This is a genomic window from Roseateles sp. FW305-36 (assembly GCF_058787015.1).
The window spans coordinates 82,445-97,879 of sequence record NZ_JBYSZK010000007.1 but is presented as its reverse complement, the minus strand read 5'-3'; the positions used below and the strand labels follow the sequence as shown (position 1 = coordinate 97,879).

General features: G+C 67.7%; 10 protein-coding genes. 6 read left to right on the top strand and 4 right to left on the bottom strand.

The genetic code is table 11. The features are described 5' to 3' along the window. Nucleotides 1–4: 4 nt before the first annotated feature. Entirely contained in the window at nt 5–1,897 is a 1,893-nt protein-coding gene (locus AC3WOE_RS14615) for a M48 family metalloprotease (protein WP_492691389.1), read from the bottom strand. A gap of 37 nt (nt 1,898–1,934) precedes the next feature. Next, nucleotides 1,935–5,225 (bottom strand): fused isobutyryl-CoA mutase/GTPase IcmF, encoded by a 3,291-nt coding sequence (icmF, locus tag AC3WOE_RS14610; protein WP_492691388.1) that lies wholly within the window; start codon nt 5,223–5,225, stop codon nt 1,935–1,937. A 149-nt stretch (nt 5,226–5,374) separates the two neighbouring features. Here icmF and AC3WOE_RS14605 point away from each other — a divergent pair, with 149 nt between their 5' ends. Further along, nucleotides 5,375–7,351, top strand: coding sequence for an OPT family oligopeptide transporter (locus AC3WOE_RS14605; protein ID WP_492691387.1), 1,977 nt, complete (start codon nt 5,375–5,377; stop codon nt 7,349–7,351). 78 nt (nt 7,352–7,429) lie between these two features. Here the strand turns inward: AC3WOE_RS14605 and AC3WOE_RS14600 are convergent, their stop codons facing one another. Further along, nucleotides 7,430–8,107: a Bax inhibitor-1/YccA family protein gene (locus tag AC3WOE_RS14600; RefSeq protein ID WP_492691386.1), complete on the bottom strand. Its 678-nt coding sequence runs from the start codon at nt 8,105–8,107 to the stop codon at nt 7,430–7,432. A gap of 99 nt (nt 8,108–8,206) precedes the next feature. Between AC3WOE_RS14600 and AC3WOE_RS14595 the strand changes: the two genes are divergently transcribed. Further along, nucleotides 8,207–9,103, top strand: a complete 897-nt coding sequence (locus AC3WOE_RS14595; protein ID WP_492691385.1) for a LysR family transcriptional regulator — start codon at nt 8,207–8,209, stop codon at nt 9,101–9,103. Here the strand turns inward: AC3WOE_RS14595 and AC3WOE_RS14590 are convergent. Beyond that, nucleotides 9,090–10,655 carry a methyl-accepting chemotaxis protein gene (locus AC3WOE_RS14590; protein WP_492691384.1) on the bottom strand — a complete coding sequence of 522 codons (1,566 nt, stop codon included), beginning with the start codon at nt 10,653–10,655 and terminating at the stop codon, nt 9,090–9,092. The two genes, AC3WOE_RS14595 and AC3WOE_RS14590, sit on opposite strands and share 14 nt — an antisense overlap. A 124-nt stretch (nt 10,656–10,779) precedes the next feature. Between AC3WOE_RS14590 and AC3WOE_RS14585 the strand changes: the two genes are divergently transcribed. The 4 genes from AC3WOE_RS14585 to aceK all read left to right on the top strand — a co-directional run bounded on the left by AC3WOE_RS14585 (nt 10,780) and on the right by aceK (nt 15,425). Next, complete coding sequence (locus AC3WOE_RS14585; protein ID WP_492691383.1) at nt 10,780–11,958, top strand: isovaleryl-CoA dehydrogenase; 1,179 nt, start codon at nt 10,780–10,782, stop codon at nt 11,956–11,958. Nucleotides 11,959–12,046: 88 nt separating this feature from the next. Next, a complete protein-coding gene (locus AC3WOE_RS14580; protein ID WP_492691382.1) occupies nt 12,047–12,985 on the top strand; it encodes a pyridoxal-phosphate dependent enzyme in 939 nt (312 codons plus the stop codon). 5 nt (nt 12,986–12,990) lie between these two features. Beyond that, nucleotides 12,991–13,662, top strand: coding sequence for a carbonate dehydratase (gene can, locus AC3WOE_RS14575; RefSeq protein WP_492691381.1), 672 nt, complete (start codon nt 12,991–12,993; stop codon nt 13,660–13,662). A 14-nt stretch (nt 13,663–13,676) separates the two neighbouring features. Beyond that, nucleotides 13,677–15,425: a bifunctional isocitrate dehydrogenase kinase/phosphatase gene (aceK, locus tag AC3WOE_RS14570; protein WP_492691380.1), complete on the top strand. Its 1,749-nt coding sequence runs from the start codon at nt 13,677–13,679 to the stop codon at nt 15,423–15,425. Nucleotides 15,426–15,435 lie beyond the last annotated feature (10 nt).

Sequence of the window (15,435 nt, the reverse complement as noted above, 5' to 3'; positions counted from 1 at the left end):
CGCACTAGAGCAGCCGCACGCCGCTCAGGGCCTGCAGGCGCTTGCGCAGCGGCTTGTAGTTCTTCTCCAGCACGATGAAGAAGCAGGGCATGGGCCAGTCCGGTGCCGAGACCTGCTGGATGACCTTCTCGCCGCGGCCGAGCAGCCGGCTGATGGCGTCCAGGCGCACGGCGACGACATAGGTCACAAGCGTCGGGTCTGCCGGCAGTACGCGGCGGGCGAGGTAGGCCTCGGCGACGTGTTGGCGGTGGGTGGCCATCAGTTCGCGGCAGCGCTGCAGTGCTTCGGCGGGCAGCTCGTCGGGCGCGCGAAGCTCGTGCTTGACGTTGAACTCGACGGCCTGCCGGTGGCGCGTCACTTCCAGCTCCTCGCGCTGATGGAAGCGGTCCACGTAGAGCTTGGCACGCGCGTCGCCGCGCTCGCTCAGGAAGGCGAAGGCGCGCTGGCAGGCCGGGCCGGTGCATTCGGCATCCAGCGTCATCGCGCGGTCCAGCAGGGCCAGACCGGTCTCGTCACCGGCCTCCAGCCGCGCCACGCCTTCGTGGAAGACGCCGACGGCGTCGCCGGGGTGCGCAGCGTTGAAGTCCACCAGCGCCGCCACCGCGTCGAAACCCGTCTCCAGGCGCTGGCGCAGCAACACGCTCCGCAGCTGTTGGTCACGGTCGGGCGATTCCAGGGCCAGCAGGCCCGCGAGTTCCTCGCGCTCGGCCTGCACCTCGGCATGGCGTTCACGCCAGGGTTGGTTCACGCGGTCCAGCCAGTCGCGGGCGAAGCTTTGGCGCAGGGCGTCGAGGCCGGCGCCCAGCCAGGCCTGGGCGGCGCTGGTGGTCAGCGCCAGCGGCGGCAGTTCCGCCAGCTCGGCCCGGGTGGCCAGCGCCTTCAGGCGGTCGCGCAGGGCGGGGTGGGTGTCCTGCGGCATGGGCAGGCGCTGCAGGGCCCGGTCCAGCCAGCCCCGCGCCTGGTCGGCGGGCGGGGCGTCGACGGCGATGGCGGCCCAGCGCAGGGTCAGGTCTGCAGGCGGCTGAGGCGCTTCCCGCACGCCGTTGGCGACGGCGTCCATGAAGCTTTCGTGCCGCGGCGCGGCGAGGTTGACGCGCTTGAGCGCGTGCGCCGCCACCTCGGCGCCCACCAGGTCGGCGCTGGCGCGATCGGCCTGGTACTCATTGGTCCGCGCCAGTACGAAGGTGTAGGCATTGAAGTAGGGCACGTACCAGCCCAGGGCCTTGCGCGCACTGGCGCCCACCCAGCCCGGCCACTGGCTGGTGACGGCCTGGACCGTGCCCCAGGTCAGGCGCAGCCGGTAGATGAAGGCGCCGAAGCGGCCGTGCGAACCGGCGAGGTGACCGTACTCGTGGGCGACGACGGCCAGGGCTTCATCCGGTGTCATGGCCTCCAGCAGCGGCAGGCCCAGCAGCAGGTAGTTGCGCGGCCAGCCGAACAGGCCGAAGGCGGGGCGCTGCACGACAGCGGCGTTGACGTCGTCGGTGATGAGGACGTGGTGGAAGCGCGGGCCCTGCATGCGTTCGCGCATGCTGTCCATCGCGTCGAAGAGGGCGGGCGCCTCGCTGCGCTCGAGCTCGCGGCCCTGGGGCGCGGGCAGGCGCACGAACAGCGCCTGCATGGACGACTTCAGCAGCAGCCACAGCGGGATGGCCAGCAGGAAGAGCAGCTTGCCGAGCTTGAGCAGCAGGATCAGCGCCTTGCCGCCGGTCATCAGCAGCGCGACACCGGCGCCGGCGATCAGCAGCAGGCCCAGGCCCGACATGCTGACGACGAGGGCCAGCAGCACAAAGCCGAGCAGGGCCAGCAGCGCGACCTTGGCCTGGTAGGCACCCGGCCGCTCTGCGCTTTCAGACTCCAGCCGAGCGATCATGCGCTCGAAAGTCGGTGTATCCATCAGACCCCTCCCGTGTTTGGGCGGAGTCTAGGGTCGCTTACATGCTGCGGCGGTACTGGCCACCCACCTCGAACAGGGCGCTGGTAATTTGACCCAGCGAGCAAACCCTGACGGCGTCCATCAGCACCTCGAACACATTCCTGTTCTCGATGACGGCCTGCTGCAGCCGCGCCAGCATGGCCGGCGATTCAGCGGCGTGGCGCTGCTGGAACTCGGCCAGGCGGGTCAGCTGCGACTGCTTCTCCTCGTCCGTCGAACGCGCCAGCTCGATGTGTTCAGGTACCGCCTCGCCCTTGGGGTTGCGGAAGGTGTTGACGCCGATGATGGGGTACTCGCCGGTGTGCTTGAGCATCTCGTAGTGCATGGACTCTTCCTGGATGCGGCCGCGCTGGTAGCCGGTCTCCATGGCGCCGAGCACGCCGCCGCGTTCGCTGATGCGCTCGAACTCGCGCAGCACCGCCTCTTCGACCAGCTCGGTCAGCTCGTCGATGATGAAGGCGCCCTGCGACGGGTTCTCGTTCTTGGCCAGGCCCCACTCGCGGTTGATGACGAGCTGGATGGCCATGGCACGGCGCACGCTCTCGTCGGTCGGCGTCGTGATGGCCTCGTCGTAGGCGTTGGTGTGCAGCGAGTTGCAGTTGTCGTAAACCGCGATCAGCGCCTGCAGCGTGGTGCGGATGTCGTTGAAGGCGATCTCCTGCGCATGCAGGCTGCGGCCGGACGTTTGCACGTGGTACTTCAGCTTTTGGCTGCGCTCATTGGCACCGTAGCGGTCGCGCATGGAGACGGCCCAGATGCGGCGGGCGACGCGGCCCAGCACCGTGTACTCGGGGTCCATGCCGTTGCTGAAGAAGAAGGACAGATTGGGCGCGAAGTCGTCGATGTGCATGCCGCGCGCCAGATAGGCCTCCACAAACGTGAAGCCATTCGACAGCGTCAGCGCCAGCTGCGAGATCGGGTTCGCGCCGGCTTCAGCGATGTGATAACCGCTGATCGACACCGAGTAGAAGTTGCGCACGTTGTGGTGCACGAAATACTCGGCGATGTCGCCCATGACCTTCAGGCTGAACTCGGTCGAGAAGATGCAGGTGTTCTGGCCCTGGTCTTCCTTCAGGATGTCGGCCTGCACGGTGCCGCGCACATTGGCCAGCACCCAGTCCTTGATCTTGGCGGCTTCGTCGGCCGTCGGCTCGCGGCCGTTGTCGGCCTTGAACTTGGCGAGGTTCTGGTCGACGGCCGTGTTCATGAACATGGCCAGGATGGACGGCGCGGGGCCGTTGATGGTCATCGACACCGACGTGGTCGGGCTGCACAGGTCGAAGCCGTCGTAGAGCACCTTCATGTCGTCCAGCGTCGCGATGCTGACGCCGGAGTTGCCGACCTTGCCGTAGATGTCGGGCCGCGGAGCCGGGTCGGCGCCGTACAGCGTCACCGAGTCGAAGGCCGTGGACAGGCGCTTGGCGGGCATGCCCTCGCTGACCAGCTTGAAGCGGCGGTTGGTGCGGAAGGCGTCGCCTTCGCCGGCGAACATGCGGGTCGGGTCCTCGCCCTCGCGCTTGAAGGCGAACACGCCGGCGGCGTAGGGGAAGCTGCCGGGCACGTTCTCCAGCATCAGCCACTTCAGCAGCTCGCCATGGCACTCATAGCCCGGCAGCACGACCTTGCGGATCTTGGTGCCGGACAGGCTTTGCGTGACCAGGGCCGTGCGGATCTCCTTGTCGCGGATCTTCACGACGTACTCGTCGCCGGCATAGGCCTTGACCATGTCGGGCCACTGCTGCAGCAGTTGACGAGCGTCGCCGTCGAGCCTGGCCTTGCGCTGCTCGGCCAGATCGCCAAGCGCGGTACGGGCGCCGTTCTTGTCGGGGTTGGCGGCCAGCAGCATCGCGCTGCTGGCTTCCAGCTGCTGGATCTCACGGGCCAGGGCTGCCTGCTTGCGGGCGCGGCCCTTGTAGGCGCGCACGGTGTCGCTGATGTCGGCCAGGTAGCGCACGCGCGCCGCCGGCACGATGGGGGTCTGGTGGGTGCTGTGGCGGGTGTCGACGCGCGGCAGGCGGCCTTCGCCGAATTTGAGGCCCAGCTCGGCCAGGCGCAGCTTGAGCGCCTGATAGAGCGCCGTCACGCCGTCGTCATTGAAGCGGCTGGCCATGGTGCCGAAGACGGGCATGGTGTCCGGCATCACCGTGAAGGCTTCGCGGTTGCGCTGCACCTGCTTGGACACATCGCGCAGGGCGTCGAGCGAGCCCTTGCGGTCGAACTTGTTGATGGCGACGAACTCGGCGAAGTCCAGCATGTCGATCTTCTCGAGCTGGCTGGCGGCGCCGAACTCGGGCGTCATCACGTACATGGGCACATTGACCAGGGGCACGATGGCCGCGTCGCCCTGGCCGATGCCCGAGGTCTCGACGATGACGAGGTCGAAGCCCGCCACCTTGGCCGCGGCGATGACGTCGGGCAGCGCCGGAGAAATCTCGGAGCCGAAGTCGCGCGTCGCGAGCGAGCGCATGAAGACGCGAGCGCCCTGGCCCCAGGGCGAAATCGCATTCATGCGGATGCGGTCGCCCAGCAGGGCGCCACCGCTCTTGCGGCGCGAGGGGTCGATGGAGATCAGGGCCACGCGCAGCGCGTCGCCCTGGTCCAGGCGCAGGCGGCGGATCAGCTCATCGGTCAGGCTGGACTTGCCGGCGCCGCCGGTGCCGGTGATGCCGAGGACCGGCGTCTTGAGGGTCTTGGCCTGGTCACGCAGGGCGTCCACGATGGCCGCGTCGGCCTTGCCGTTCTCCAGCGCCGTCAGCAGCTGGGCGAGGGACCGCCAGGCGGATTCGGAGTGACCCGTGATGGCGGACAGGTTCTGCGGCGCATAGACGCTGAAGTCCTGGTCGGCCTTCATGACCATCTCGCCGATCATCCCTTGCAGGCCCATGCGCTGGCCGTCCTCGGGGCTGAAGATGCGCACGCCGTGCTCGGCCAGTTCGCGGATCTCGGCCGGCACGATGACGCCGCCGCCGCCGCCGAAGACCTGGATGTGCTCGCCGCCGCGCTCCTTCAGCAACTGCACCATGTACTTGAAGTACTCGACATGGCCGCCCTGGTAGGAGCTGATGGCGATGCCCTGAGCATCCTCCTGCAGCGCCGCGGTGACGACTTCGTCCACCGAGCGGTTGTGCCCGAGGTGGATGACCTCGGCGCCCATGCCCTGCAGGATGCGGCGCATGATGTTGATGGCGGCGTCATGCCCGTCGAACAGGCTGGCGGCAGTGACGAAACGGACCTTGTGGGTCGGGCGGTACTCGGCCAGCGCCTTGTAGTCGGCGGCGAGATCGGTCATGGCTGTCTCCTTGCTTGACCGGGATTTTAGGCGGCCAATTGACGTTAACGTCAATTGAGGGGCGGTCTAGGGTTATCCGGCCCCGGCAAATGTGCAGGCTGCCACGATGATGCCCACCTCGCCAGACCCGGCGTTCCACCCACAGTCGCATGAGCACCTCATCGCCCGCCACGCCCCAACTGGGCACCGAACTGACGCTGCGAGGCATCTTTCTCGGCATCGTCATCACCCTGGTCTTCACGGCCGCCAACGTCTATTTCGGCCTCAAGGCCGGCCTGACTTTCGCGACCTCCATTCCGGCCGCCGTCATCTCCATGGCCCTGCTGCGCCGCGCGGCGGGCAATTCCATCGGCGAGACCAATATCGTGCAGACGATTGCCTCGTCGGCCGGCACCCTGTCTTCCATCATCTTCGTGCTGCCCGGCCTGGTCATGATCGGCTGGTGGACGGGCTTCCCGTACTGGATGTCGATGACGCTGTGCGCCCTGGGCGGCATCCTGGGCGTCATGTATTCCATCCCGCTGCGCCGGGCGCTGGTGACGAACTCGCCGCTGCCCTATCCGGAGGGCGTGGCCTGCGCCGAGGTGCTCAAGGTCGGCCATGCCGCCGACGCCGGCGAAGCCAACCGCCAGGGCCTGGCGGCCATCATCGCCGGCACCGTGGTGTCGGCCGGCTTCAGCATCGTCGTCGCCACCCAGCTCTTTGCGGCCAATCTGGCCCAGTATTTCCGCCTGCCCGGTGGTGAGAAGAGCGGTACGACGGGTTATGACCTCAACTTCAGCTTCGCCCTGCTGGCCGTCGGCCACCTGGTCGGCCTGTGGGTGGGTATCGCCATCCTGGTGGGTGCCTGCATCGCCTGGCTGGGCGGCGTGCCCTATCTGACCTCGGGCGTGGACGGCGCGGCCGAGGCCGTGGCCCTGTTCGCCTGGAGCAAGAAGGTGCGCTTCATCGGCGCCGGCTGCATTGCCGTGGCGGCCATCTGGACGCTGATCAAGCTGGCCAAGCCCGTCGTCGCCGGCCTGCATTCGGCCGCCATGTCGGCCCGCGTGCGCAAGGCCGGCAAGGCCGACACCCTGCCGCGCCAGGAACAGGACATCCCCATCGGCACCGTCGGCCTCATCACCCTGGCCTGCATGCTGCCCATAGCCTTCATGCTGTCGAGCTTCGCGAGCTCGGCCGGCCTGGCCGACCAACTCGGCCTGCTCGTTGTCGGCGGTGTCGTCTACGTCGTGCTGATGAGCTTTTTCGTCGCCGCCGTCTGCGGCTACATGGCTGGCCTGATCGGCTCGTCCAACAGCCCGCTGTCGGGCGTCGGCATCCTGGTCGTCATCGGCGTGTCGCTGCTGCTGGCCCTGGTCGTCAAGCCCATGCTGCCGGCCTCCACCGGCCAGGCACTGGTGGCCTTCGCCCTGTTCGTGACGGCCGTCGTGTTCGCGGTGGCCACCATCTCCAACGACAACCTTCAGGACCTGAAGACCGGCCAGCTCGTCGACGCCACGCCCTGGCGCCAGCAGGTGGCGCTGATCATCGGCGTGCTCGCCGGTGCCGTCGTCATCCCGCCGGTGCTGGACCTGCTGAACCAGGCCTACGGCTTTGCCGGTGCGCCGGGTGTCGACGCCAAGAAGGCGCTGGCCGCACCCCAGGCCGCGCTGATCTCGGCCCTGGCCAAGGGCGTCATCCAGGGCGACCTGAACTGGAACCTGATCGGCATCGGCGCGCTGATCGGCGTGGCCTGCATCGTCGTGGACGAGGTCATGAAGCGCTCGTCGGGTGGCAAGGCCCACCTCGCGCCGCTGGCCGTGGGCCTGGGCATCTATCTGCCGATGAACAGCACCCTGATGATCGTCATCGGCGCCGTCGCCGGCTGGTGGTTCGACAAGCGTGCTGCCACCAAGCGCGATCCCGAAGCCACCAAGCAGCTCGGCGTGCTGCTGGCCTCCGGCCTCATCGTCGGCGAGAGCCTGCTGGGCGTCCTGCTGGCCGCCATCGTCGTGTTCAGCGGCAACGGTGCGCCGCTGGCCCTGGTGGGCGACAGCTTCGCCACCGCCGGCCAGGTGCTGGGCCTGCTGGCCTTTGCCGGCATCGGCATCGGCCTGTATCGGTGGCTGCTGAAGAAGCAGGCTTGAGCCTCATGCCTGCGACTCGCAGGTCGCAGGCCTTCGTAGCGCGTCGAACAGGCCGCAGGGCCTGTTCTCGGTCGCTACTCAGTCATCCGAGCCTGCGAAGCCGAACAGCTGCAGCAGGCTGGTGAACAGATTGAAGATCGACACGAACAGGCTGACGGTGGCGAGCACGTAATTCGTCTCGCCGCCGTCCACGATCTGCTTCGTCTCGAACAGGATCAGGCCGGCCGACAACAGGGCGACGACGGCCGAGACCGTCAGCGCGAGTGCCGGGATCTGGAAGAAGATCGCCGCCAGGCCGGCCAGCACCGCCACGATCATGCCAGCGAACAAAAAGCCGCCCATCCACGACAGGTCGCGCTTGGTCGTCGTCGCATAGGCCGACAGGGCCAGGAAGACGGCGCCCGTCGCACCCAGGGCCAGCATGACGGCCTGGCCGCCGGCCGGCAGGGCCAGGGTGCGCGTCAGCAGGGGTCCCAGGGTCCAGCCCATGAAGCCGGTCAGCGCGAACACCAGGCCGACGGCGGCGCCGCGGTTCTTCAGCTTGTGGATGCCGAACAGCAGGCCGAAATAGGCGACCAGCGTCAGGATGATGCCGGGCGCCGGCAGGCTGAAGGCGACGGCGGCGCCCGCGATGGCGGCGCTGAACAGCAGCGTCATGGCCAGCAGGGCATAGGTGTTGCGCAGCACGCGGTGGGCAGTGCTGCGGTCGACGGTGCCGGCATAGAGCATGGCGACGGCAATGGGGCGGGTTTGCATGGCAGACCTCCGGTTGAAAGAACAGGCGCAGGGTAGATAGCCAAAGCATCAAATAAAAGCAGAGAATCACGAAGAATTTCTTCGAGATAACTTGTTGATATGAGCCTCAACTACAGCTACCGTCACCTCTACTACTTCTGGGCCGTCGCCAAGGAGGGTGGGCTGACGCGCGCGGCCGAGAAGCTGGGTCTGTCGGTGCAGACCGTCTCCACCCAGGTGCGCGAGCTGGAGCAGGACCTGGGCGCCGCACTGCTCAAGCCCGCCGGCCGCGGCCTCACGCTGACCGAGGCCGGCCGTGCAGCCCTGGACGTGGCCGACCAGATCTTCTCGCTGGGCGAGACCCTGTCCGAGCGCGTGCGCGAGGCCGTCGACGTACCGACGGTGCGCCTGGCCGTCGGCATCTCGGACGGCTTGCCCAAGCTGGTCGCCCACCGCCTGCTCGCCCCCATCCTCGACACGCCGCAACTGCGCCTGCTCTGCCACGAGGACGAGTTCGACGACCTGCTCGGCGACCTGGCCCTGCATCGTCTCGACGTCGTGCTGGCCGATCGGCCGGCGCCGCCCAACCCCAATCTGCGCGTCTACAGCCATTCCCTGGGCAGCTCACCCATCGCCTGGTATGCCCACCCGCGCTGGGCGGCCGCCGCGGCGCGCGACTTCCCCACCTCGCTGGCCGACGTGCCGCTGCTGCTGCCGACCTCGCATGCCGCGCTGCGCCCGCGCCTGGACCAGTGGCTGACCGAGCACGGCCTGCGCGTGCGCGTGACCGGCGAGTTCGAGGACAGCGCACTGCTGGCCACCTTCGGCAGCGAAGGCCTGGGCGTCTTCCCTGCCGCCACGGCCGTGGACGACGCGCTGACCAGCCGCTACGGCGTCGTCAACGTCGGCCTGGCCGAGGGGCTGGCCGAGCAGTTCTATGCCGTGGGCACGGACAAGAAGATCAGCCACCCCCTCGTGCGCCAGCTGCTGCCGCAGCCGGAACTCAGGCCAACCTGAAGGCGGCCACCGCCTCCGCCAGCCGCTGCGCCTGCTCGCGCATGGACTGGGCGGCGGCTGCGGACTGCTCGACCAGCGCGGCATTCTGCTGGGTCATCTGGTCGAGCTGGGTGACGGCCTGGTTGACCTGCTGGATGCCGTCGCGCTGTTCGCCGGCGGCGGCCGCGATCTCGCCGATGAGGTCGGACACGCGGCTGACGCTGCCCACGATGTCCTGCATGGCCTTGCCGGTCTGCTCGACGAGGGTGGCGCCCTGCTCCACATTGCCCACCGAGGCCCCGATCAGCGTCTTGATCTCCTTGGCCGCCTCGGCGCTGCGCTGCGCCAGCGAGCGCACCTCGCCGGCCACCACGGCGAAGCCGCGGCCCTGCTCGCCGGCACGGGCGGCTTCCACGGCGGCGTTCAGCGCGAGGATGTTGGTCTGGAAGGCGATGCCATCGATGACGCCGATGATGTCGCCGATGCGGCGTGAGCTGTCGGTGATGCCCGCCATGCTCTGGGTCACCTGGGCGACGACGCTGCCGCCGCGTTGCGCCGCCTCGGCGGCCGACACGGCGAGCTGGTTGGCCTGGCGGGCGGTGTCCGCGCTCTGCCCGACGGCGCCGCTCATCTCCTCCATCGAACTTGCCGTTTGCTGCAGGTTGGAGGCCGTCTGCTCGGTGCGGGCGGAGAGGTCCTGGTTGCCCTGGGCGATCTCGCCGGCGGCTGTCGAGATGGATTCGACGGAGGTCCTCACCTGGCCGATGGTGGTGCGCAGGGAATCGACCATGGCCTGCATCTGCCCCATCAGGCTGTCTCCGCGTGCCGAGGACAGGCGCAGGCTGAGGTCGCCGCGCGCCACGTCCTGCATGGCGGCGATGGCCACGCGCGGCTCGCCACCGAGCTGGCCGAGCACGCTGCGCGCGATGGCCAGGCCCATGGCGACGGTGATCAGCAGCACGACGGCGCCGACGCCGATCTCCTTCAGCGCCGCGCGCCACACCAGGGCCTTGACGTCATCCAGGTAGAGGCCCGAGCCGAGCATCCAGTTCCAGCCCGGAACCTGGACGACGTACTGCAGCTTGGGCACCGGGTCCTTGCCCCCGGGCCGCGGGAAATGGGTGTCGACGAAGGCGCGCCCGTTGCTCGAGGCGCGCAGGCCGGACACCATGTCCTGCAAGGTCTTGCGGCCGTTGCCGTCGATGATCTTGTCCATCATGTTCTTGCCCGCCCACTCCGGCTTCATGGGGTGCATGACGCTGACGCCTTCCAGGGTCCAGGCGTAGAAGTATTCGGTCTTGCCGTCGGCCCCACCGAAGCGCGCTGCGCGAATGGCCTCACGCGCCGTGGCCTGCGCGACGTCATCGGGTATCTTGCCGCTGCTGGCCTGCTGCTGGAGGTCCAGCACATGGTTGCTGAGCGATTGCAGGGCCGTCTGCAGGACTTCGCGCCTGCTGGCCATGATGTCGTCATAGGCCTGGACGGTGTTGATGATCACGAGCAGCATCACGCCCACGACGGCCGTGGCCAACAACAGGGCGATGCGACGCTGGAAACTCATCTGGTTCAGCATGTCGTCTCCTCGTTCGGGCGCGGGTTTGTGGTCTTGCTTGCTACAGTTGACGTTTACGTCAATCAATGCGCCCGGCGATCCCGTTTTACTCCGGGGCTGATCGGGCGGACAGGAGACTTTCCCCATGAATCTGCCCGGCCTCAACTTCCAACTCGGCGAAGACATCGACGCGCTGCGCGACGCCGTGCGCGCCTTCGCCGACGAGGAGATCGCTCCCCGCGCGGCCGAGATCGACCGCAGCGATCAGTTCCCCATGGACCTGTGGCGCAAGATGGGCGAGCTGGGCGTGCTGGGCATCACCGTGCCCGAGGAGTACGGCGGCGCCAACATGGGCTATCTGGCCCATATGGTGGCCATGGAAGAGATCAGCCGCGGCAGCGCCTCGGTGGGCCTGAGCTACGGCGCGCACAGCAATCTGTGCGTGAACCAGATCAAGCGCAATGGCAACGACGCGCAGCGCAAGAAATACCTGCCCAAGCTGATCAGCGGCGAGCATGTCGGTGCGCTGGCCATGAGCGAGCCGGGCGCCGGCTCCGACGTCATCAGCATGAAGTTGAAGGCCGAAGACAAGGGCGGCTACTACCTGCTCAACGGCACCAAGATGTGGATCACCAACGGCCCCGATGCCGACACCCTGGTGGTCTATGCCAAGACCGAGCCCGAGCTGGGTGCGCGCGGCGTGACGGCCTTCCTGATCGAGAAGGGGATGCCCGGCTTCAGCATCGCGCAGAAGCTTGACAAGCTGGGCATGCGCGGCTCACACACCGGCGAGCTGGTGTTCAACAACGTCGAGGTGCCGGCCGAGAACGTGCTGGGCGCGCTGAACGGCGGCGCCAAGGTTCTGATGTCCGGCCTGGACTATGAACGCGCCGTGCTGACCGGCGGCCCGCTGGGCATCATGCAGTCGGTCATGGACAACATCGTTCCCTACATCCACGACCGCAAGCAGTTCGGCCAGAGCATCGGCGAGTTCCAGCTCATACAGGGCAAGGTCGCCGACATGTACACGGTGCTGCAGGCCGCGCGCAGCTTTGCCTACACGGTCGCCAAGAACCTCGACATGCTGGGCGCCGAGCATGTGCGCCAGGTGCGCAAGGACTGCGCCTCCGTCATCCTGTGGACGGCCGAGAAGGCGACCTGGATGGCCGGCGAGGGCATCCAGATCTACGGCGGCAACGGCTATATCAACGAGTACCCGCTGGGGCGTCTCTGGCGTGACGCGAAGCTCTACGAGATTGGTGCCGGCACCAGTGAGATTCGCCGAATGCTCATTGGCCGTGAACTGTTTGCGGAAACCATGTGATGCCGATTTGGGCACCAATCCGCGAAGGCTCATGTCCGCGTAGCGGACGTGAAGGCGCGTAGCGCCGGCCGCAGCAAATCGGCGCGCGATGCAAACCAATACTGTGAAACCCCTGCACGTCAACACGCCGCTGCTGCGTGCGGCGCCGGGGCTGTTCGACCATCCCGAGGTCTGGCTCAAGATGGATGCGCTGCAGCCCAGCGGCAGCTTCAAGCTGCGCGGGGTGAGCCGCCTCGTGCAGCAGTCGGCGGCGGACGGCGCCAAGGCGATCGTTTGCGCCTCCGGCGGCAATGCCGGCTTCGCGGCCGCGCATGCGGCCCTGGCCCAGGGCCTGCCCGTCACCATCGTGCTGCCCATGACCAGCAGCGCCGCCGTCGCTCAGCGGCTGGCGGCGCTGGGCGCCGAGGTGCTGCGCCACGGCGCGGTGTGGGATGAGGCGCATGAATTCGCCGTGCGCCTCGCCGCCGAGCGCGGCGCGGCCTATGTGCATCCCTTCGACCACCCGCTGCTGTGGGCCGGTCATTCGACGCTGATCGACGAGGTCGTCGAGGCCGGCGTCGAGTTCGACGCCGTCGTCACGGCGGTGGGCGGTGGCGGGCTGTTCTGCGGCATCGTGGAAGGCCTGCGCCGCCATGGGCTGGATCAGATGCCGGTCATCGCCGCAGAAACTCATGGCGCCGCCAGCCTGAAGGCCAGCCTCGACGCCGGCGAGTTGGTCGCGCTGCCGGCCATCACCTCCATTGCCACGTCCCTGGGTTCGCGCCGCGTGGCGGCCCGGGCCTTGGAGCTGGCGCGCTCGCACCCGACGCTGGCCGTGCAGGTCAGCGATGCCGAGGCTACGGCGGCCTGCCTGCGCTTTGCCGATGCCCAGCGCGTGCTGGTGGAGCCGGCCTGCGGTGCGGCGCTCGCAGCCGTGGACCGTTCCGCCGGCGGTTTCAGGCGGGTTCTCGTCGAAGTCTGCGGCGGCATGGGGGTTTCGCTGGAACTGCTCCGTTCCTGGGCCGCTCCCGCGACAATGCCGGCATGACGACGATGAACGACAACCAAGAACTGCAGGACCTGCTCGACAACAACAAGCGCTGGGCGGCCGAAACCGAAGCGGGCGAGCCGGGCTTCTTCTCGCGCCTGCTCAAGCAGCAGACGCCGCAATACCTGTGGATAGGCTGCGCCGACAGCCGCGTGCCGGCCAACGAATTGGTCGACCTGCTCCCGGGCGAGCTCTTCGTGCACCGCAACGTCGCCAACGTCGTCGTCCACTCCGACCTGAACTGCCTGTCCGTCATGCAGTTCGCCGTGGACCACCTGAAGGTGCGCCACGTCATCGTCGTCGGCCACAGCAACTGCGGCGGCGTGCGTGCCGCGCTCTACGACATGCGTGTCGGCCTGGTGGAGAACTGGATCCGCCACGTGCAGGACGTCCGCCATATGCACAGCGAATGGCTGAACGGCGTGCCCGAGCCCCAGCGCGTGGACGCGCTGTGCGAACTCAACGTGCTGGAGCAGGCCCGCAACGCCTGCCATACGACGGTGGTGCAGGACGCCTGGTCGCGGGGCCAGGAAGTCGTCGTGCACGGCTGGGTCTATGGCCTGCACAACGGCCTGCTGGAAGACCTGCACATCACGGCCGCCAGCGCCGACCAGGTGGACGCCGCCTACCGACGCGCCCTGGCCGCCGTCAAGTCACGCTACGCCACAGCGGCCTGAGTAGAGTCGGGCGGGTGTTTCCCACCCAGCTCACCGACTCCCGTGCCTTCGACATCGCCCAGGCCCTGCTGGGTGGTTTCGACCGCCACTACCAGCTCTTTCGCGCCACCTCGGCCGAGGCCAAGGCGCGCTTCGAGCGCGGCGACTGGGCCGGCCAGCAGCGCGCCCAGGCCCTGCGCATCGAGTTCTACGACACCCGCGTCGTCGAGGCCACGGTGTTGCTGGAGGAGCGCTTCGCGGCTTCGACCCTGCCGATGGAAGTCTGGCAGCAGGTCAAGCTGCATTACATCGGGCTGCTGACCAACCACCGCCAGCCCGAGCTGGCCGAGACCTTCTTCAACTCGGTCTGCACGCGCATCCTGCACCACGCCTACTTCCACAACGATTTCATCTTCGTGCGGCCGGCCATCTCGACCGAGTACATCGAGAACGACGCGCCCGGTGCCCTGCCGACCTACCGCGCCTACTACCCGGCCCAGGACAAGCTGCGCGACACGGTCAGGCGCGTCATCACCAACTTCCAGCTGAACGGCGAGTTCGTCGACCTGGAGCGCGACGTCGACCGCGTGCTGGCCGCGGTGCTGCAACGCCTGGGCGAATTCCGCTGGCGTGCCAACTTCCAGCTGCAGGTGCTGTCCAGCCTGTTCTATCGCAACAAGGGCGCCTACGTCGTCGGCAAGATCATCAACGGCTTCACCGAGACGCCCTTCGCCCTGCCCATCCTGCGCCGGGACGGCGATGGCCGCTTCTACATCGACGCGGCCCTGTTCGGCGAGGACGACCTGCTGGCGCTGTTCAGCTTCGCCCGCGCCTATTTCCTCATCGACATGGAGGTGCCGAGCGCCTATGTGCAGTTCCTGCGCTCCATGATGCCGCGCAAGCCGCGCTCCGAGATCTATTCGGCCCTGGGCCTGCAGAAGCAGGGCAAGAACCTCTTCTACCGCGACTTCCTCTATCACCTGAGGCACAGCAGCGACCGCTTTCGCATCGCGCCCGGCATCAAGGGCATGGTCATGCTGGTGTTCGACCTGCCGAGCTGGCCCTTCGTTTTCAAGGTCATCAAGGACTTCTACCCGCCCGCCAAGGACACGACGCGCGAGCTGATCCAGAGCAAATACCTGCTGGTGAAGAGCCACGACCGCGTCGGGCGCATGGCCGACACGCTGGAGTACACGCGGGTGGCGTTTCCGCGCCAGCGCTTCGACGACGAACTCATCGCCGAGCTCCGGCACTTCTGCGGCAGCCTGCTGGAAGAGAGTGGCGACGACCTGGTGCTCAAGCATGTCTACATCGAGCGCCGCATGGTGCCGCTCAACATCTATCTGCAGGAGGCCACGCCCGAGCAGGTCGAGCGTGTCGTCATCGAGTACGGCAATGCGATCAAGGACCTCGTCGCCGCCAACATCTTCCCCGGCGACATGCTGTGGAAGAACTTCGGCGTGACCCGCCACGGCAAGGTCGTGTTCTACGACTACGACGAGATCGAATACCTGAGCGACTGCAACTTCCGCCGCGTGCCCGAGCCGCGCAACGAGGAGGAAGAGATGTCAGGGGAGGTCTGGTACAGCGTCGCGCCGCGCGACGTCTTCCCCGAGACTTTTGCGCCCTTCCTGCTCGGCAACCCGACGGTGCGTGAAGTGTTCATGCGCCACCACGCGGAGCTGCTGGATGCGGCCTTCTGGCAGGGCCACAAGCAGCGCATCCTGGCGGGGGATGTGCATGACGTGTTTCCCTACGATGCGGTGCGGCGGTTTGCTGCGTGATCTGTCCGGC

Excerpts from the sequence above, each read along its gene's own strand:
- can (WP_492691381.1), top strand. The coding sequence starts at position 12,991 with ATGAACGACAACCAAGAACTGCAGGACCTGCTCGACAACAACAAGCGC.
- icmF (WP_492691388.1), bottom strand. The coding sequence starts at position 5,225 with ATGACCGATCTCGCCGCCGACTACAAGGCGCTGGCCGAGTACCGCCCG.
- AC3WOE_RS14585 (WP_492691383.1), top strand. The coding sequence starts at position 10,780 with ATGAATCTGCCCGGCCTCAACTTCCAACTCGGCGAAGACATCGACGCG.
- AC3WOE_RS14580 (WP_492691382.1), top strand. The coding sequence starts at position 12,047 with ATGCAAACCAATACTGTGAAACCCCTGCACGTCAACACGCCGCTGCTG.
- AC3WOE_RS14605 (WP_492691387.1), top strand. The coding sequence starts at position 5,375 with ATGAGCACCTCATCGCCCGCCACGCCCCAACTGGGCACCGAACTGACG.
- AC3WOE_RS14615 (WP_492691389.1), bottom strand. The coding sequence starts at position 1,897 with ATGGATACACCGACTTTCGAGCGCATGATCGCTCGGCTGGAGTCTGAA.
- AC3WOE_RS14590 (WP_492691384.1), bottom strand. The coding sequence starts at position 10,655 with ATGCTGAACCAGATGAGTTTCCAGCGTCGCATCGCCCTGTTGTTGGCC.
- AC3WOE_RS14600 (WP_492691386.1), bottom strand. The coding sequence starts at position 8,107 with ATGCAAACCCGCCCCATTGCCGTCGCCATGCTCTATGCCGGCACCGTC.
- AC3WOE_RS14595 (WP_492691385.1), top strand. The coding sequence starts at position 8,207 with ATGAGCCTCAACTACAGCTACCGTCACCTCTACTACTTCTGGGCCGTC.